This is a genomic window from Kosakonia sp. SOY2 (assembly GCF_027109175.1).
In the GTDB taxonomy this organism is placed as follows: domain Bacteria; phylum Pseudomonadota; class Gammaproteobacteria; order Enterobacterales; family Enterobacteriaceae; genus Kosakonia.
Map to the genome: position 1 here is coordinate 348,560 of NZ_JAPVXH010000002.1, position 17,454 is coordinate 366,013.

Consider the following 17,454-nt stretch of genomic DNA (forward strand, 5'->3'; position numbering starts at 1 on the left):
AACATGTCTGAACAACAAGCACAAGGCGCTGACGCGGCAGTCGATCTTAATAATGAACTGAAAACTCGCCGCGAGAAGCTGGCGCAACTGCGTGAGCAGGGCGTGGCGTTCCCGAACGATTTCCGTCGCGATCAGACCTCTGACAAGCTGCATGCGGAATTCGATGCCAAAGAGAACGAAGAGCTGGAAGCGCTGGGCATTGAAGTCGCCGTTGCGGGCCGTATGATGACCCGCCGCATCATGGGTAAAGCCTCTTTCGTAACCTTGCAGGACATGGGGGGCCGCATTCAGCTGTATGTCTCTCGTGACGATCTGGCGGAAGGTGTCTACAACGAGCAGTTCAAAAAATGGGATCTCGGCGATATCCTCGGCGCGCGCGGCAAGCTGTTCAAGACCAAGACCGGTGAACTCTCTATCCATTGCACCGAGCTGCGCCTGCTGACTAAAGCGCTGCGTCCGTTGCCGGACAAATTCCACGGTTTGCAGGATCAGGAAGCGCGCTATCGTCAGCGTTACCTGGATCTCATCTCGAATGATGAATCCCGCAACACTTTCAAAGTGCGCTCGCAGATCCTGGCCGGTATCCGCCAGTTCATGGTAGGCCGCGACTTTATGGAAGTGGAAACGCCGATGATGCAGGTGATCCCGGGCGGTGCGTCTGCGCGTCCGTTTGTCACCCACCATAACGCGCTGGATCTCGACATGTACCTGCGTATCGCGCCGGAACTGTACCTTAAACGTCTGGTGGTTGGCGGTTTCGAGCGCGTGTTCGAAATCAACCGTAACTTCCGTAACGAAGGTATCTCCGTTCGCCATAACCCTGAGTTCACCATGATGGAACTCTATATGGCGTACGCGGATTATAAAGATCTGATCGAGCTGACCGAATCTCTGTTCCGTACGCTTGCGCAGAACATCCTCGGCAAAACCGAAGTGCCGTACGGCGACGAAGTGTTTGATTTCGGCAAGCCGTTCGAAAAACTGACCATGCGCGAAGCGATCAAGAAATACCGTCCGGAAACCAACATGGCGGATCTGGATAATTTCGACAGCGCGAAAGCAATTGCTGACAGCATCGGTATCAAGGTTGAGAAGAGCTGGGGCCTGGGCCGTATTGTCACGGAGATCTTCGAAGAAGTGGCTGAAGCGCACTTGATCCAGCCGACCTTCATTACCGAATACCCGGCGGAAGTTTCGCCGCTGGCGCGTCGTAACGATCAGAACCCGGAAATCACCGACCGCTTTGAGTTCTTCATTGGCGGACGTGAAATCGGTAACGGCTTTAGCGAGCTGAACGACGCGGAAGATCAGGCGCAGCGCTTCCAGGATCAGGTCGATGCGAAAGCAGCGGGCGACGACGAAGCAATGTTCTTCGACGAAGACTACGTGACCGCGCTGGAACACGGCTTACCGCCGACTGCCGGTCTGGGTATCGGTATCGACCGTATGGTGATGCTGTTCACCAACAGCCATACCATTCGCGATGTGATCCTGTTCCCGGCGATGCGTCCGTTGAAATAATCGCTCAGCGATAAAAAAAGCCCCGGCGTTTGTCGCGTCGGGGCTTTTTTATTGCGCTAATTCTGCGGCAAATTGTCGTAACTGCTTTTCCGCGCTTGTGGCTTCCGCCGCCATCCACGGGCTGAAAGCCCAGGGCGCAGCATTGAGCGCGTGCAGCAACGCATCCAGTTTAACCCACTGATATTCCATCACTTCATCACTGTTTATTTTAAGCGGCGATACGATCTCTGCGGCAAAGACCGGGCAGATCTCATTTTCGACAATGCCTGAAGGATCGGTTTCCCGGTAGCGAAAACCCGGTGCGATAGTGGTGATAGCGGCGATTTCGGCTCCCACTTCGTAGCGACAGCGGCGGACAATCGCCTGCTCAATGGTTTCACCCATTTGCGGATGGCCGCAAACGGAGTTGGTCCAGACGCCGGGCCAGGCTTTTTTACTCATGGCGCGGCGGGTAACCAGACATTCGCCTGTCGGGCGAAAAAGCCAGGAGGAGAAAGCCAGATGCAGCGGTGTATGTGAGGTATGCGCGGCATATTTCTCCTTTGTGCCGAGTACCTCTCCCTGGTCGTTAACTAAAATAACGTGCTCTTGTATAACCATAACGACTCCCGAACATAACAACGCCGGGTGGCGCTATGCCTGACTTACCGGAAGAACGCGATCTCACGGACCTGCCAGGCACAGCGCCACCGGGCAAACGCTAGTATATCCGAGGCTCAGGCAAAAAGAGTGGCCCAGAGAGCGGAAAAGGGCATCACCAGTACCAGACCGGGAAGCATGTTCGCCACCGGAAAGGGCTTGATATTACAGATTCGCAGCCCGGTCGCCACCATGATTAAACCACCCGCGCAGGAGAAGTCGCCCATCATATCCGGGGTGATCATATGCAGGATAAAGACCGCGAGCGTAGCCAGCGTCACCTGGACGATGATCAGCGGAATACCGATAGTCATCACCGAGAAGCCGAGCATGGTGGCAAAAATCGCCGCCGTGAACAGATCCAGCACCGTCTTGATATACAAAATCGAGGGATCGCCGGTCATGCCTTCATGCATCGCACCGAAAATCCCCGTGCCGCTGGCGCAAAACAGCACCAGAATGGCGACGAACTTCTCGGTGAATTCATCATGGGTAAGACCCTGAACCGGCGGGAAAATACGGTTGATTAAACCACGCGTGGTGCCGGCCGCTTTGCCGATCTGTTTTTCGAGGAAAAACGCTTCGCCGATCACCGCGCCGATTACCATCGCCAGCACCACGGCGGGCATAAATTTTACTTTAATAACGAGATTGATACCCAGACCAACAGAGCACAAACCAAATGTCAGCGGCAGCGCCACTTTCACACGTTCGGGAATGCGCGTACCAACCAGTGAACCGAGCAGACCACCAACAATGACGGCGGCGCCGTTCACATAAGGACCGATTAACATAATGTTTCCTGCACGTTACGCGTGATGAGCGAGGTTTCCCTCGCCCCAGCGCGGGAGATTTTTCACATCAATACCAAACAGATCCAGCGCACGGCTGACGCTGTGGGTAATGATCTCATCAGTGGATTGCGGACGCTGGTAGAGCGCCGGGACCGGCGGGAAAATAATCCCGCCCATTTCGGTCACTGCCTGCATATTGCGAATATGCCCGAGATGAAGCGGCGTTTCGCGCGCCAGCAGCACCAGACGGCGGCGCTCTTTGAGCACCACGTCGGCGGCGCGGGTGAGTAGGTTATCCGTCAGGCAGTTGGCGATAGATCCCAGCGTTCGCATGGAGCAGGGCGCAACCAGCATGCCCATGGTTTTATACGATCCGCTGGAAATGGCAGCCCCAAGATTGCCGACAGGATGCACCACATCCGCAAGCGCCATCACCTCATCTAGCTGATAATCCGTCTCCAGCGCACAGGTTTTTTCCGCCCCTTTCGAGACAACCAAATGGACTTCCAGGGGCTGCCCGCGCAAAAGCTCAAGTGCTTTCACGCCATACTGAAAACCGGAAGCGCCGCTGATGCCAACAATGATGCGTTGCAATGTGGTCACACCGGCCCCCTTATTCGAAATCTGGCAGGAAGCGTTTCACATCCACCGCTTTGAATTTCGAGCGTTCAAAGTGGCTTTTCAGATGGAACGGCACCGTACAGTCAAAAATGGTTTTGCAGGACATGCCCTGCTGCAAAATGCTCGGGCTGTATTCCGGCACCTGCGATGGATCGAGCGGGTGACAACGTACGCCGGGAATGGTGACGGTATCGACATCGCCCTGATAACGGGTTTGCATCGCCCACAGCACATCGTCGCTGTCGAAAATGTCGACATCTTCATCAACCAGAATCACGTGTTTCAGTTCCGGGAACGCGGAGAATGCAAGCAGCGCGGCCTGGCGTTGACGACCTTCATCCGCAGGCGAGAATTTTTTGAATTGCATCACTGCCAGCAGCTTGCCGCCGCCCGCTGAGTGCGCGAAGACGTTAAGCAGTTTACCCGGCATGGCGCGCCCCACCATATCAAGAATGCTGGCTTCTGTCGGAATACCCGCCATGTTGACGTGTTCTTCGCCCGGCCCAACCGTGGTACGCCAGATCGGGTTATAGCGATGGGTTACCGCTTTCACCTTGATAACTGGCAGGGCTTCTTTGGCTTCGCCGGTGTAGCCAGGAAACTCAGGCATCGCTTTGCCGGTATCGGTGTTCTGATCTTCACGCAGACGCACGTGCGGCAGCAGTTCGCCTTCAATAACGATTTCCGCATGGGCAATGGCGCGTTCGTTGATGGTTTTACACTGCACCATTTCCACGGCGTGCCCGCGTAGCGCACCGGCAACGCTCAGTTCGTCATAACCCAGCGGTGTGGTCGGCGGCTCAAAACAGGCGGCAATTTCAATTGCCGGATCGACACCGATACTGATGGAGATCGGCAGCGGTTTCCCCGCTGCTTCCGCTTTCATGCGAAATGCGTCGATATGGCGACCCGGCGTTAGCCACATCGACAGTTCATCGCGGCTCTGCACGCACAGGCGGTGAATGGTGATATCGGATTCACGCGTTTCTGGATCAGAGGCGTAACACAAACCCATGGTGATGTAGGGGCCAGCATCTTCTTCGGTGTTCGTTGGCGCAGGTAGCAATTTGCGTAGATCGAAATTCGCATCACTCGCCAGATGCACCACTTCCTGGCACACCGCGTGGTCTTGGGTCAGCACTGGCGGAATCGGGTTTTGTACCGAATCTTTCAGCAGGTGGCCAAGTTTTTCCGGCGCGCAGTTGAGGAAGTGGCTGACGCGTTTGCGGGAACCGTTGAGGCCGATGGCGACGCTGATATCCTGAAAATCTTTTACCTTGTTGAACACCATCACCGGGCCGTTTTTCCGCGTCGGGCGCTGGCAGGTTCCGCCTGCGCCAACATAACGATAAACCCCGGAGAGTTCCGCGTGTGGATCCACTTCGGTGTCGGTTTCCACATATTCGCCGGGCAATGTTTTGAGTAATTCAAGAGCAGAACGTAAATCGCAAACGCCGCTGGCATTATTATTTTTGCTATTTGACATGGTCTTTTCCATTTTCAGATGGGAATTTACTGACTGCCGTTACCTTATTTTTCCTGTGGTGATTAAACAAATACCGTTTTCCTGAGGCAGACCAGATCAAAAAAGTACTCTTTATAAGAATGTTAAATTCAGGTTGATAAATGACATAAAATGTCGTGCTTTTCCTTTTTTACGCCAGGTGTGATACTGAGCGCTCAGGTATAGCGGAGAAAAGCGGTATGGATTTGAAAAGATTGCGTTATTTTTGCCGTGTGGTAGAGCAGGGCTCCGTAAGCCAGGCGGCGAAAGTGCTGAATATGGCGCAGCCGCCGCTCAGTAAACGGATCCAGGAACTGGAGGAAGAGTTACAGGTTTCCTTATTTTCGCGTCAGGGAAACAGAATTGAACCCACAGAAGCCGGTTATTTTCTTTATCGTAAAGCCTGTGAAATATTACGTCAGGTTGAAGATACGGCACGGGAAACTGTAGCAATTGCCAATAAAGAAAAATTCCAGCTAAGACTCGGCTTAACCCATCTTTTTCAATGCTATTTTAAACCGTTATTACTGGAGCTTTATAAGCGCCACCCCGATGCTGAAATTAATATATCCGTTACCGATTCCAGCCACTTAGAAACCATGCTCAATGAAGGCACGATCGATCTGGCGATGATCCAGCGGCCTTATCGCAGCGAAGGCTTCGATTATGTGTCTTTTGATCCGGTGCGGCTGGTGGCGGTGATCAGTAAGCAGTGCCTGGCGCAAGCCCCTGTGAGCCCGTTTGATTACCAGGCGCTGGCGGCGTTCCCGCTGGTGGTGCTGCACCGGGCAAAAGACGCGGGTACTTACGAGATGCTGATCGATCTGTTTCGTAAAGCGGGTGGTAACCCGAAGGTGATTATGCACATCACCCAGCCGGGGGTGATTCTGGAGTGGCTGGAGTCTGGCCTTGCCGCGGCAACGCTGCTGCCGTCATCGGAAGTCGACGCCTGTAAACTCAGCCATTGCCATGTGGTGGATGTGTTTCCCTCACCGCAGGTATTTTATCCGGCGCTGGTGAAGATGCCCTCCACACCTTTTTTGCCGGAGATAATGGAAATTATCGCGCAGGGTTACCCGATTCCGCGCAACTCCGTTTGAAGGGTTTAGCAACCGGCGAGTGGCTGGTATGATATGTCGCCATTTATTCTATTCGAGGATCTGTTTTGCGCGCAGGATGCCTGACGAAAAGCCCGTTTCGTATTGTCATTTGCCTGGCAATCAGTTTGCTGCTGGCGAGCTGCGCCGGTAGTAACTCTACTTATTCCGGCTCCGTTTATACGGTGAAGCGGGGCGATACCCTGTACCGCATATCCCGTATTACCGGCACCAGCGTAAAAGATCTTGCCAGCATGAACGGTATTTCACCGCCGTATACCATTGAAGTGGGGCAGCGATTGAAAGTGAATGGCTCGTCGAAAACCACCTCATCCTCGACAAAATCCGGTACTAAGACTGCGAAAGTGGTGCCTTCCTCGCAGGTTCCGCTCTCGTCGTGGCCGCCGGTAGGGCAACGCTGCTGGCGCTGGCCGACAACCGGAAAAGTCATCATGACCTATTCCACCTCTGATGGCGGGAACAAAGGCATTGATATCGCTGGTACACGCGGCCAACCGGTTTATGCCTCTGGCGCCGGGAAGGTGGTCTATGTCGGCAATCAGCTGCGCGGCTACGGTAACCTGATCATGATTAAGCACAGCGAAGAGTACATTACCGCTTACGCGCACAACGATACGCTGCTGGTCAATAACGGGCAGAGTGTGAAAGCGGGGCAGAAGATCGCCACCATGGGCAGCAGTGACGCGGATTCCGTGCGCCTGCACTTCCAGCTGCGCTATAAGGCGACAGCTATCGATCCGCTGCGTTATTTACCGCCTCAGGGCAGCCCGCCGAAATGCTGATGAGTAAAGCTAACAGGCGGTCGCCCGGCCTGTTAGCTCGAATAGTTGTCTGGAATTAATTGTTTTGCGTATCCTGGCCACCGAAGATATTTGCGCGGCTGGTTGAGGACTTACCGTTGCTGTAGCTAGTATCCTGGCCATCGAAAATGTTGGCCCGGCTGCTGGAATGGCTACCGTCGCTGTAATCGGTGTCCTGGCCGCCAAAGATATTCGCTCTGCTGCTGGATGATTTACCGTCACTGGACGTTGTATCTTGCCCACCAAAGATATTGGCTCGGCTGGTTGTGGTTCTTCCGTCGCTGTACCTGGTATCCTGCCCGCCGAAAATATTGGCCTGGCTGCTGGATGTTGTGCCATCGTCATAGCGGCAATCCTGGCCGCCAAAAATGTTCGATTGGCAACTATCCGCCAGTGCAGTATTCAACGAGCCCGCAAAAATAATAAATCCCAAAACCAACGGCTTAGCGTTCATAGCGATTCTCTGAAAATGAGTGGGAACTACGGGAGCTATGCTATGCCTGAAAGCGTAACGCGGGAGGTTATGTTGTCCTAATTTTCGCAACAAAATGACGGCGCTATACCAGAGAAGATTAACTGCTTAAAACTCCAGCGGTTACCCGCAAACTCGCCTTGCTCTCACGCGCTAAGAGGTTATAATGCCTGTCGCATCTCAATGCGGGCGTAGTTCAATGGTAGAACGAGAGCTTCCCAAGCTCTATACGAGGGTTCGATTCCCTTCGCCCGCTCCAGAATTCCCTTCTTCTTTCTCATAAAACACCGCCGAAATTGGTTTATATGTGTTTAGTTTCAGAAGCTTACTATGCGAAAGTTGTTTTTGAACGTTCTGACATTCAACGACGAACCACCAACGGGTATTCGGCGTGTATTGTCTTAATAAAAAGAAAGGGAAAGGCTGGATCTCTCCAGCCTTTGGCGGTCATCTCACTTTCTTGAAGATGAGCAAGATCAGAGGAACGCAGACAGCGAAACCTATAAGAGAGGCTAATGCCGAATCAACGTGATTTTTCGATAACTCCATAACAAACCAGGTCAACTGAGAGGGCGTAAAATCCCATCCCTGGCTTACTGTTTCTGAAAAGTTCACTGCGAATACAAGATCGAAGTAAAGCACGATAACGTAATACGCAACGCAGATGAGCGCGATACTCGTCCACCTAATCCAGTACTTCTTATTCATTATCGTACCGTTTTAAAGATAATTAAGATCAGCGGGACACAGATCGCAAAACCAAAGAAGGCAACACTAAAAACGCCATCAGTGGCTTGCATGAGCGAGTCTATTGATGCTTTGTATTCTTTTAATGGGATTGGGCCAGAAAAACGCATACTTTCACTCTCACTGAATGCACTGTAAGCGAATGTTGATGCTATCAATGTAATAAAGTAGCAAAGTGATACTATGCTAATTCCACCCCATCGGAGGATGGTTTTAACTCTATTCTTCATTGTCATAAGATCCCCTTAATACACCGCCTACAGTACCGCCGGAATAGGGAGATAATGAATCTCCTGTGGCTGCACCTTCTGCTAAAACATGCTCAACTACGCCGCCGGGAGTTTACTGGTATGGTTGCAAATGACCCGAATTTGGATACTGTTCTTTGAACACAACCATCATCTCTACAACAAGCATTGAGGACATCTCAATCTCATTTTCTTGAAGATGAGAAAGAACAATGAGATGCAGACAGCGAAACCCACAATAAAGGCTAACGCCAAATCTTGGGGATTTTGCGATAGCCCCATAACAAACCTGGCCAACTGAGACGTTGTAAAATCCCATCCATGGATTACTGTTTCTGAAAAGTTCACTGCGAATACAAGCTCGAAGCAAATCACGATAACGTAATAAGCAACGCAAATAAGCGCGATACACGCCCACCTGATCCAGTACTTCTTATCCATCATCTTACCTTTTTAAAGATAAGTAAGATGAGCGGCACACAGATCGCAAAGCCAAAGAAGGCGGCGTTATAAATGCCGTTTGTAGCTTGCATAAGTGAATCAATCGCCTGGTAATACTCTTTTAATGGAACAGGGTTTGAAACAAGGGTCTGATTTTCAGAGAAAATAGCGAATGCTTGTGAGGCGACAAACAACCCAAGGAAGTAACCTAGGCAGACAATACAAATCCCTCCCCATCGGAGAATGGTTTTAGTTCTACTCGTCAACGTCATAAGATCCACCTAATACACCGCCAAAAGTACCGCTGGAATATTGTGATAATGAATCACCAGTAGCGGCGAACCCCGCCGCAATATGCTGAATTTTCCCTTTTGGTGACTCTTGATAGGGCGATAAATTATCCTTATTGGAATAGAGTTTTTTAAACTCGTCCGTCATTTCAATGACCGTCATTGATGAGAAGTCAGAACTTTTGATCTCAAGATAACGCTGCAATGAGAGAGGAATGGTGAAATCTTCTTCTAACTCGATAGGAATCTGAGTCGTGGTGGATGTGTAGCTATGTTCGAATACCATCGACCCGGCAAACTTAATTCCCTCAACAGAGTGAGTGGTACAATTATTTCCTGTTACGTCGTACTCATCGATGGTGTGGCCTCTTCGCTTGATTTTTTCTTCCATCTTAGATGTTTGAATCGCTGGTTCGCCTTTGTTCCAAAGATCTTCAAAAAATTGCCTCGTTTTCGTCGGGTCAGCGTCACCTATACGGAATGCTCTTGCGCCCATCCGATATAGCTCGACCCTATAGTAATCCCTTGCGTCTTCATCTTGCAGGAAGTTAAGAATACCGTCTCCCGTAAAACCTCCGGGATCGGTTCTACCGTATCGCCCGTATGTGTAAAGGGAGACAGTGTTGTTCTCATGTACCGAAACGAAAACGTGACCTGCTCTTTTGATTTCAGTCCAGATATAAACGCCGTTCAATAGCGGGTTATCTTCGGGCCCACAGGTGTCCGCAAAGTTATTTTTCTTCTTCGCCGCTTGTGCATATTGTTCAGGTTCTGCAATTTTTGCAGGTTGAGGAGGAGCGTTTGCAACTGGCGGGGCAGCGACAGGAATGGCTTTAACTGGTTTTGCTTCTTCAAGCCAATAAGAGGCATTTGGAAATGACGAAATAAATTTTGCTCTACAGGGACATGTGCTTCGGCTATGCAACGTCCCTGCTGCTGCAACGCCATAAATCCAGTAATCGGGTATGCCACCCGCGATGTAGTAGATCTTTCCATCTTTACCACACGATACAGAGTCACCATTCCTTGCGGTCGCCATCCCGCCAAAGCTATGGCGCGGAGAGCCTGAAAGAATACGGCCGCCGCATGTTGTCTTATCGCCAAGACGTAGAAAATAACCCGTTGGCATAGAATCATCCTTAATAAATTTTATTTACAGAGATACTTACGCAAGCATTTCGATTTACCTGTTGTTTTCATCCTGACCATTCAATAATCACTAATTATGCTGCCCGCATAACAGTTTGATGAATCATAAATAGAGGCGCATATCGCCAGTAATTTATATTTCTCTCCTCTGAGTTTGGTTTTTTCACTCTCCTGCCGGGGGATTATTCTACAAACACGTATCCTGATTTTTATAGAGAATATGCTTACGTTAAATTCTGATTTTTAAATAGCATCAGAAGAGGCATTTCAGGTGTTGCGTGAGGTTCTCTGTTAGAGCATGAAGGCCTGTCATCACGTTTTTACGCATAAAGTTTTATTCCCTGCTGCCGTTAATATGAGCAATGGACTTCAGGAGTATTGCGCATGCTTCGCCCCACGTTTACTGGCTCTCTCGATCTTTACGTATCCTCTTCCGCCAAAGGAGGAACGGTTCGTACTCAGGAGGCCACCCGCACCAGTGCAGTTAACCCCACGCCTGCCAGCATCGTGACGCTCAGCCCGCAGGCGAAAGAGTATTACGAAAATTTGCAGGAAAACCTCACTACGCTTAATCGCTTTACGCAGGAAAATGCCCGGAACAGTAAAGCGAATGCGCGCGCAAAGCTTGAGGCATTGAAACGGGAAATCGCCCGCCTGAAAGCGCTGGCCATGTTGTTTGGCGGCTCCGGGGGCTACATTATGAAACAGCTCAAACAGCTGTCATCTCAGCTTGGACAACTCGCTTCCCAGCTAGGTCAGAGTGATAACACTGGTGCAGGCAATGGTGCCGATGCTAACGCTTCTGACGCAGCACAAGCTTCTACCGGTGAAAGCGATGAATCTGCCATAAAAGCGCAGGCCGCCTCTGACGCTGAAGTGAGCGACGAAGAAAATCCGACCGGAAAAGAAAAGTCGGCAGAGATCGCGGGCGTACAATCTACTATCGATAACGTTATCAATACGCTACAAAACGCCAGCCAGCGTCAGGAAGATGCCCGTTCCCTGAAAGAAGCGCTCCGGGAGCTAAAATCGCTGCTGTCGCTGATTAAAAGCAAAATGCGGGAAGAGGGAAAAGCGTCTGGCAATGAGCGCAACGATGTTGCCTCTGTTGAGCAGAATCTTAACGGCAGTGGAAATATCATTTCGCAGATGGAGCTAACTCCAGGATTTTAAGCGCGCGGAACCATGTGGTGAAATGCTGAATGTTGTGCGCGCTTATGCAACTTTTGATATTCACTTTTGTCGTGTAACTTTCTGCTTTTCATTTATAAAGAATGTATTATGCGACACCATAAAACAGTGACACCTGTTTTCTTTGATAAATTCAAATGCGTTGGCCCGGATTGTTTAATTTCCTGCTGCCGTAGCTGGAAAATAAATATTGATAAGAAAACGCATCAACGTTATCTGTCCTCATCCAATCCTGTTATTGCAGCCATTGCGAAAGAGAATTTAATCCCGGTTCATAACGGCAAAAATGAATATTCGGTCATTAAATTGAATGAGGATAAGCAGTGCCCGTTTGTTGATGAAAACCGACTTTGCATGGTTCACCGTGATTTAGGTGAAAAAGCGTTATCCCCTACATGCTCAACCTATCCGCGTGGTGTACGCAAATATGCCGATGAAGTACGCTTTAGCATGACGCTCTCCTGCCCGGAAGTGGTACGCCAGGTGCTTTTCGACCCGCAAAGCATGCTGCTGCAAGAGAAAAGCACGCTGGTTGCCCGCTCAAAAGTAAAATTACTGCAGCAGCAAAAGCCGCGAGACCAGGTGGGCCATCTGATACATCTTTTCGCCTGGAATCTGGTTCAGGCGCAGAGCAACAATATTGAAGAGAATTTGATGGCGCTGGCGCAATTTATTCTCTATCTGCAAATGCTCAACTTTGATCTGCAGAATAATCTGGCTGAAGTGGAAAACTTTTATGCAGGGCTGATCGATGAACTACAGAACGGTCGAACGCTGCTTCGTGCGCAAAATACCGTTCGCGCGGCCAGTATGAAAGTCGATGCGTTAACCGTGATGGGTAAACATGTGGCGAAATACGCTTCGCGCGATCCGCTGATATCACAAGGGCACCTTCAAGTTGCTGAATATCTGGCAATTACGCCAGAGACGAAAGCGTCGGCGCTGAGTGAGAAGTTTGCCGCTCTTGATCAGCAGTGGGAGCAATTGTGCAAGCATTCCTGTCTGGGTGAACCGCATGTGCTGCGAAACTACTTACTGTATAAGCTTTATGAAAGCGATTTTCCCGGCACGAATACGGCGACAATATTGCGCCAGTTTTATCGCATCGTTATGGACTATTTTTATCTCAAAACGTTCCTCAGCGTACAGTCGCTGCATGTTGAGATAGACCAGCCACTGGTGATGAAAACGATCGCCAGTTTTTCTGAAAAAACCATGCATAACAGCACCATCAACAAACGCATGGATGCCGCGATCGATACGATAAACGGTGGCGATGATCTCTCCTGCCTGCTGTTGATCGGCTAACCACGATGGGGCTGGCTATAAGCCCCACCCATACAAACCGTTGGCAACGGAGCAGGTTTGCTGCTACGTTGCCAGCATGCCTGTTAAATATTCATCCTATTTATCTATTGCGAGCATTATTCGCACTGTCAATCGACCGGTGGGATAACGTTCGTCCTTTTCCCGCCAGCACGGCGGGGCCTTGCTGGCAGCAACCTGCGAGGTGATGTTATGAATGTTTGTTCCGCTTCTTCTGCAACACTCCATCTTCTGTGCGGCAAAATCGCATCGGGTAAATCGACGCTTGCCAGCGAGCTGGCAAAAGCGCCGTGCACGGTGGTGCTGAGCGAAGATAGCTGGTTATCGTTGTTATTTAAGGACGCGATGACCACCGTTGAGGACTACGTTTTCTACTCGGCAAAATTAAAATCCGCCATCAAGCCGCATGCCATCGCGCTACTGCGTGCAGGCGTCAATGTGGTTCTCGATTTTCCCGCCAACACGCTGGCCAGTCGGCAGTGGATGATGTCGATCGTTAACGAATCCGGCGCGCCGCATTTGTTGCACTACTTGCCGGTTAGCGATGAGATTTGCAAGGCGCGTTTACGCCAGCGAAATGCCGCAGGCGACCACGATTTTGCCGCTACCGACGAGCAGTTTGCGCTTATTACCCGCTACTTTGTCGAACCGACTGAACAAGAAGGGTTTCGTATCGTTCGTTATTGATTAAACGCCGGAGGGTGCGTAAAAGTAGAGCGGCTATGCTTACTTTTCCAACACCAAAAAGAACAGGGGCAATGTCATGGATAAGGAACTGCTGGACGCGGGTTACCGCGTCTATACCGGTGAAAAGATTGACGTTTATTTCAATACTGCGGTCTGTCAGCACGCGGGAAACTGCGTACGCGGCAGCGCGAAGCTTTTTAACCTGAAACGCAAACCGTGGATCATTCCCGATGAAGTGGATGTCGCAACGGTGGTGAAAGTCATTGATACCTGCCCGAGCGGTGCGCTGAAGTACCGCCACAACTAAGTGAGAAAACCATGGAAATTCTGGAAGGCCACAACAAGTTTTATGTTAATGACGCCCAGGGAACGCAGGTTGCTGAAATCGTCTTCGTTCCCACCGGCGAGCATTTAAGCATTATTGAACATACGGATGTGGATCCGAGCCTTAAAGGGCAAGGCGTAGGTAAGCAGCTGGTCGCGCGAGTGGTGGAAAAAATGCGTGCGGAAAACCGTAAAATCATCCCGTTGTGTCCCTTTGCCAAACACGAGTTTGACAACACTCGCGAATATGACGATATCCGTGCGTAAATAAAAATACCGGCAACGCCGGTATTTTTGATATGCAATCCAGTAAATAGCTTTTGATTTTTTCGCTTTATTAATTCGCATTTTCAGAATTTATTCATTTTTGGCAAAATAGTTGTTTCCTTATGGGTGAAGGAGTATATGTTAGCGTTGCTAATAATCCTGAATAACCCATTGGGCGCAGACTGCGTTTATCGTTGCAGTATGCGTTTTTCCTTGTGCTTTATTCATGGTGAAACAAATTGAAATTTACTTGATGAATCAAGGATGGGGTATGTCTGTAAAGAAGGGAAGATTAAAATATACCGTTATATTTTCCTACGTGATTCTTTTTACTTCGCTTTTATTTGTTTCGGGCTATTCGCTGCTCGCTCTGAACAATATCAAAGAGAGCGTGAGGGGCTTAGCTCTCGGGTTTTATCAATATGATGCGCTTGCTCAGACGAGTGGACGTTTGCAGTTCGAAGGCCTGACAGCGACCCAGAGAAGTGCGGCGCTGGCAGAGGTTGCCAGAGCCTATAACGGTTTTCTTCAGGTTGCGCCGGTCAAGACCGAAAGTGGCGTGAAAATGACGCGGGAACTCACCTCAGCTATTGAGTCGATTAAACAAGAGCCAACGCGTGAAAATGTTAATACGTTTAATAAGCTGGCCAGGAATTTTCGTGGATTAATCGTCAAATATGATGTTCAGGGTACACAGGATTATGTAGCTTCTGCCCATAGATTTACGGTTATCACTATCATAACCACATTATCTGCGTTTTTAATTGCATCAGTGATTTTGTTCTTTATATTGCGCAATGAATTTTTGAGTATTACCAATACAATCAAAAAGAATATTCATAGGATATCGCAAGGGGATTTGCATCACGACGCTGATAATAGCGGTGGCGATATTAATGGGGTGCACCATGAACTTGATGGAATGAGAGCATCGCTGACAAAAATCACCGCTTCGCTTAAGACATCGGCCGCGCAGATAAAATTAATCTCCGGCGAAATGGCCAGCGGCAATCACGATCTCGCTTCACGTACTGAACAGCAGGCCAGCGCTTTACAACAGACCGCCGCCAGCATGGAAGAGATAAAAACCACCGTTGTCGGTAACACCGAGCATGCTCATCAGGCGAATATGTTAGCGGCAAAAGCCAATGAAATCGCGCAAGCTGGCGCACAGTCCATGTCGATCGTGATCGCCGGGATGAAAAAAATTGAACAAAGCACGGCGCATATTGCAGAGATTAACCATGTCATTAATGGTATCGCGCATCAGACGAATATTCTGGCGCTGAATGCCGCAGTAGAGGCAGCACGTGCCGGGGAGCGTGGGCGAGGGTTTGCCGTGGTGGCAAGCGAAGTGCGTAGCCTGGCGAGACGAAGCGCTGAAGCCGCCGATGAGATCAATTCGCTCATCCAGGGCTCAATGCACGATGTCAGCGCTGGCGCGAATCAAGTTCAGGATGCAGCGAAAGCGATGGAAAACGTGGTGGATTCAATATCGCAAGTTAGCGCCATTATGAATGAGATTACCCACTCCTCCGAAGAGCAGCGCACCGGTGTGAACCAGGTGGCAGTTGCGCTCAACGAGATGGATAGAGCCACGCAGCAAAATGCAGCGCTCGTCGAGCAGTCGGCGGGAATCGCGCAAAGCATGGATCAGTACGCGCAGCAGCTGGCCGATGTTGTGGCGTTCTTTTCCCTTGATGAGCAGAAAAAAACGCCGTCAGTCCACTGACCGTGCAGGAGGGCTGCAAAACCCGTATTAACTCCCCCATCCGCTCCCTGCGCCGCGTAAAACGCAGGGAGCGAAACGCAGACAACGTTCAGGTTTCGCCAGGCTGCTTATCCAGCCGAAATACAATAGCCAGCCTCACTACACGCCTTATCTGATGGCAGCTCAGCCAGAATGACGCTGTGCTCACATAAATCAGCTGCGATAGCGCAGCAGCACCATCATCACCAGCGCCAGCGTGCTGAATGAAACTGTATATAACGCCTGCGCTGCCCCCCATTCTGCCGCCAGTAAGGCGGCAATCAGTGTCGCCACGGCGGCACAGCACGATTGCCAGCGCCATACTTTTGCCGTGGCGGTGGGAACGGTATCGGCATGGAAATTGTGCAACAAGCCGAATGTCCCGACGGCAAAGACCATATTCGACGCCAGATGCGCCGCAAAGATGATGAGCAGCGCGATTTCAGGAAAGGATGTTAAACCCGGCAGCACACAGTAAGCCGCCAGAAAGGCCAGTAAACAGCCGACGAGATACCGGTTGTGGCTGGCATAGCGTTCGAGGTTATCGGCCTTTAGTAGCAGCGGGCCACAAAGTTGGCCCAGGCTGCGCGCAAAGATAAGCGGCAGTGCAAGCTCAGTGGTTTCAGCGGGACGCATTTGCTGTATCAGCGCCGGCAGCAACGCCATTGCCGGTGCGCCAACGGCGGCAAGCGCTGGTAACAACAACAAGCTGCGTTTTTGAATGACCGGTAAATGATGCCAGCGCAGGATCACCCTCTTTTCGTGGCGATCCTCGTGGCTTACCTGCGGCAGGTAACGTGCCGTGGCGCATAGCAACACCGTAGACAACACGAAACTGATGGCATCGATTGACAGCAGTGACAACGGTGATACCCGGTCAAAAAGCACCACGCCAGCGCCTGCGCCCAACAACACCTGAGAGGCGAAAATCACGGTTTCCATACTGGTCGCCGCCGGCAGTTCGTTTGCGCTTAAACCCCGTTTAAAAACCAGGCTCATGGCAGGCCAGGATAACCCGGCGGCAAATGCTTCGAGTGATTGCACTGCAAGCAGCGCGGGAATGCTGTGCGCCAGCAAGCCGTAGAGGGGGAAAAGCAGCCCGGCAAGGCCAATTAGCTCACACAGCAACAGTAAGCGCAGCGGCGAAACACGCCGGCACCCGTATTCCCCTAATAAACTGCCAAAAAAACCGGGTAGCGTAGCCAGCATATAGCTCAGCGTGAGCGTTGCCGGGGAGGCATGCCAGCGTAATAACTGACCAAGGATCAGGGTTTGCGTTAACCCATTGCCGATAGAAGAAAAAAGATAGGCACTACCAAACAAGCACAGCCAGCGGTGCTGGCGCAGCGCGCGCACCAGAACCATCAATAATGTGTTCATTGTCGACATTCTCACGTAAACAGAAAACCGCGTGCGGCATACAGCGCACGGTGCAAAGGTATGTTCACAAAGAAAATGTCGTTACATTGGCGAGCCTGATGAATTGCAGAGATCTGTAAACCTAGCATCACTTTTCTCGAAAGAGAAGGGGGCGGGCACATCCTTGTCCCCGTCGGTTTTCATCC

At 50.7% G+C, this 17,454-nt stretch carries 19 protein-coding genes and 1 tRNA gene; 10 read left to right on the forward strand and 10 right to left on the reverse strand.

Annotated features, from left to right (window positions below; all coding sequences use genetic code 11):
- Positions 1–3: 3 nt before the first annotated feature.
- Complete coding sequence (lysS, locus tag O3S68_RS14575; RefSeq protein WP_269231796.1) at positions 4–1,521, forward strand: lysine--tRNA ligase; 1,518 nt, start codon at positions 4–6, stop codon at positions 1,519–1,521.
- 48 nt (positions 1,522–1,569) lie between these two features.
- Here lysS and idi read toward each other — a convergent pair whose 3' ends face one another.
- From idi to O3S68_RS14595, 4 genes are all read right to left on the reverse strand, one after another.
- A complete protein-coding gene (gene idi, locus O3S68_RS14580; RefSeq protein ID WP_020455127.1) occupies positions 1,570–2,121 on the reverse strand; it encodes an isopentenyl-diphosphate Delta-isomerase in 552 nt (183 codons plus the stop codon).
- Between the two features lie 116 nt (positions 2,122–2,237).
- Entirely contained in the window at positions 2,238–2,954 is a 717-nt protein-coding gene (locus tag O3S68_RS14585; protein ID WP_269231797.1) for a DUF554 domain-containing protein, read from the reverse strand.
- Positions 2,955–2,969: 15 nt separating this feature from the next.
- The gene (locus O3S68_RS14590; RefSeq protein WP_020455125.1) at positions 2,970–3,557 is read right to left on the reverse strand and encodes a UbiX family flavin prenyltransferase; all 588 of its coding nucleotides are present in this window, start codon (positions 3,555–3,557) and stop codon (positions 2,970–2,972) included.
- A 10-nt stretch (positions 3,558–3,567) separates the two neighbouring features.
- Complete coding sequence (locus O3S68_RS14595) at positions 3,568–5,061, reverse strand: UbiD family decarboxylase (RefSeq protein WP_269231798.1); 1,494 nt, start codon at positions 5,059–5,061, stop codon at positions 3,568–3,570.
- A gap of 218 nt (positions 5,062–5,279) precedes the next feature.
- Here O3S68_RS14595 and O3S68_RS14600 point away from each other — a divergent pair, with 218 nt between their 5' ends.
- Positions 5,280–6,179 carry a LysR family transcriptional regulator gene (locus O3S68_RS14600; RefSeq protein ID WP_269231799.1) on the forward strand — a complete coding sequence of 300 codons (900 nt, stop codon included), beginning with the start codon at positions 5,280–5,282 and terminating at the stop codon, positions 6,177–6,179.
- Positions 6,180–6,244: 65 nt separating this feature from the next.
- A complete protein-coding gene (gene actS / locus O3S68_RS14605; RefSeq protein ID WP_020455122.1) occupies positions 6,245–6,979 on the forward strand; it encodes an amidase activator ActS in 735 nt (244 codons plus the stop codon).
- Positions 6,980–7,034: 55 nt separating this feature from the next.
- Here the strand turns inward: actS and O3S68_RS14610 are convergent, their stop codons facing one another.
- Positions 7,035–7,451, reverse strand: coding sequence for a hypothetical protein (locus O3S68_RS14610; RefSeq protein WP_020455121.1), 417 nt, complete (start codon positions 7,449–7,451; stop codon positions 7,035–7,037).
- Between the two features lie 203 nt (positions 7,452–7,654).
- Here O3S68_RS14610 and O3S68_RS14615 point away from each other — a divergent pair.
- Positions 7,655–7,728 (forward strand) — tRNA-Gly (locus O3S68_RS14615).
- Positions 7,729–7,916: 188 nt separating this feature from the next.
- On the opposite strand, the gene O3S68_RS24215 is transcribed toward O3S68_RS14615, so the two are convergent.
- The 4 genes from O3S68_RS24215 to O3S68_RS14630 all read right to left on the reverse strand — a co-directional run bounded on the left by O3S68_RS24215 (position 7,917) and on the right by O3S68_RS14630 (position 10,324).
- Positions 7,917–8,180 carry a hypothetical protein gene (locus O3S68_RS24215; protein ID WP_331275952.1) on the reverse strand — a complete coding sequence of 88 codons (264 nt, stop codon included), beginning with the start codon at positions 8,178–8,180 and terminating at the stop codon, positions 7,917–7,919.
- Complete coding sequence (locus tag O3S68_RS14620; protein WP_045512755.1) at positions 8,177–8,452, reverse strand: hypothetical protein; 276 nt, start codon at positions 8,450–8,452, stop codon at positions 8,177–8,179. The genes O3S68_RS24215 and O3S68_RS14620 overlap by 4 nt, the downstream gene beginning before the upstream one ends.
- A gap of 452 nt (positions 8,453–8,904) precedes the next feature.
- Complete coding sequence (locus O3S68_RS14625) at positions 8,905–9,177, reverse strand: hypothetical protein (protein ID WP_097406131.1); 273 nt, start codon at positions 9,175–9,177, stop codon at positions 8,905–8,907.
- Positions 9,161–10,324 (reverse strand): PAAR domain-containing protein, encoded by a 1,164-nt coding sequence (locus tag O3S68_RS14630; RefSeq protein WP_269231800.1) that lies wholly within the window; start codon positions 10,322–10,324, stop codon positions 9,161–9,163. Before O3S68_RS14630 ends, O3S68_RS14625 begins: the two co-directional genes overlap by 17 nt.
- 404 nt (positions 10,325–10,728) lie before the next feature.
- Here O3S68_RS14630 and O3S68_RS14635 point away from each other — a divergent pair, with 404 nt between their 5' ends.
- The 6 genes from O3S68_RS14635 to O3S68_RS14660 all read left to right on the forward strand — a co-directional run bounded on the left by O3S68_RS14635 (position 10,729) and on the right by O3S68_RS14660 (position 15,871).
- Positions 10,729–11,517 (forward strand): hypothetical protein, encoded by a 789-nt coding sequence (locus O3S68_RS14635; RefSeq protein WP_269231801.1) that lies wholly within the window; start codon positions 10,729–10,731, stop codon positions 11,515–11,517.
- 108 nt (positions 11,518–11,625) lie between these two features.
- Positions 11,626–12,843 carry a flagellin lysine-N-methylase gene (fliB, locus tag O3S68_RS14640; RefSeq protein WP_269231802.1) on the forward strand — a complete coding sequence of 406 codons (1,218 nt, stop codon included), beginning with the start codon at positions 11,626–11,628 and terminating at the stop codon, positions 12,841–12,843.
- 210 nt (positions 12,844–13,053) lie between these two features.
- Positions 13,054–13,548, forward strand: coding sequence for an AAA family ATPase (locus tag O3S68_RS14645; protein WP_097406135.1), 495 nt, complete (start codon positions 13,054–13,056; stop codon positions 13,546–13,548).
- Positions 13,549–13,624: 76 nt separating this feature from the next.
- The gene (yjdI, locus tag O3S68_RS14650; protein ID WP_017457634.1) at positions 13,625–13,855 is read left to right on the forward strand and encodes a 4Fe-4S mono-cluster protein YjdI; all 231 of its coding nucleotides are present in this window, start codon (positions 13,625–13,627) and stop codon (positions 13,853–13,855) included.
- A gap of 11 nt (positions 13,856–13,866) precedes the next feature.
- Positions 13,867–14,139, forward strand: coding sequence for a GNAT family N-acetyltransferase (locus tag O3S68_RS14655; protein WP_020455113.1), 273 nt, complete (start codon positions 13,867–13,869; stop codon positions 14,137–14,139).
- 271 nt (positions 14,140–14,410) lie between these two features.
- Complete coding sequence (locus tag O3S68_RS14660; RefSeq protein ID WP_269231803.1) at positions 14,411–15,871, forward strand: methyl-accepting chemotaxis protein; 1,461 nt, start codon at positions 14,411–14,413, stop codon at positions 15,869–15,871.
- A 192-nt stretch (positions 15,872–16,063) separates the two neighbouring features.
- Here the strand turns inward: O3S68_RS14660 and O3S68_RS14665 are convergent, their stop codons facing one another.
- Positions 16,064–17,269, reverse strand: a complete 1,206-nt coding sequence (locus tag O3S68_RS14665; RefSeq protein WP_269231804.1) for an MFS transporter — start codon at positions 17,267–17,269, stop codon at positions 16,064–16,066.
- Positions 17,270–17,454: the final 185 nt, after the last annotated feature.

Bases quoted from the DNA above. Each gene is read 5' to 3' on its own strand.
- lysS (WP_269231796.1), top strand. From the start codon at position 4: ATGTCTGAACAACAAGCACAAGGCGCTGACGCGGCAGTCGATCTTAAT.
- idi (WP_020455127.1), bottom strand. From the start codon at position 2,121: ATGGTTATACAAGAGCACGTTATTTTAGTTAACGACCAGGGAGAGGTA.
- O3S68_RS14585 (WP_269231797.1), bottom strand. From the start codon at position 2,954: ATGTTAATCGGTCCTTATGTGAACGGCGCCGCCGTCATTGTTGGTGGT.
- O3S68_RS14595 (WP_269231798.1), bottom strand. From the start codon at position 5,061: ATGTCAAATAGCAAAAATAATAATGCCAGCGGCGTTTGCGATTTACGT.
- O3S68_RS14600 (WP_269231799.1), top strand. From the start codon at position 5,280: ATGGATTTGAAAAGATTGCGTTATTTTTGCCGTGTGGTAGAGCAGGGC.
- O3S68_RS14610 (WP_020455121.1), bottom strand. From the start codon at position 7,451: ATGAACGCTAAGCCGTTGGTTTTGGGATTTATTATTTTTGCGGGCTCG.
- O3S68_RS14620 (WP_045512755.1), bottom strand. From the start codon at position 8,452: ATGACAATGAAGAATAGAGTTAAAACCATCCTCCGATGGGGTGGAATT.
- O3S68_RS14625 (WP_097406131.1), bottom strand. From the start codon at position 9,177: ATGACGTTGACGAGTAGAACTAAAACCATTCTCCGATGGGGAGGGATT.
- O3S68_RS14630 (WP_269231800.1), bottom strand. From the start codon at position 10,324: ATGCCAACGGGTTATTTTCTACGTCTTGGCGATAAGACAACATGCGGC.
- O3S68_RS14635 (WP_269231801.1), top strand. From the start codon at position 10,729: ATGCTTCGCCCCACGTTTACTGGCTCTCTCGATCTTTACGTATCCTCT.
- fliB (WP_269231802.1), top strand. From the start codon at position 11,626: ATGCGACACCATAAAACAGTGACACCTGTTTTCTTTGATAAATTCAAA.
- O3S68_RS14645 (WP_097406135.1), top strand. From the start codon at position 13,054: ATGAATGTTTGTTCCGCTTCTTCTGCAACACTCCATCTTCTGTGCGGC.
- yjdI (WP_017457634.1), top strand. From the start codon at position 13,625: ATGGATAAGGAACTGCTGGACGCGGGTTACCGCGTCTATACCGGTGAA.
- O3S68_RS14655 (WP_020455113.1), top strand. From the start codon at position 13,867: ATGGAAATTCTGGAAGGCCACAACAAGTTTTATGTTAATGACGCCCAG.
- O3S68_RS14660 (WP_269231803.1), top strand. From the start codon at position 14,411: ATGTCTGTAAAGAAGGGAAGATTAAAATATACCGTTATATTTTCCTAC.
- O3S68_RS14665 (WP_269231804.1), bottom strand. From the start codon at position 17,269: ATGAACACATTATTGATGGTTCTGGTGCGCGCGCTGCGCCAGCACCGC.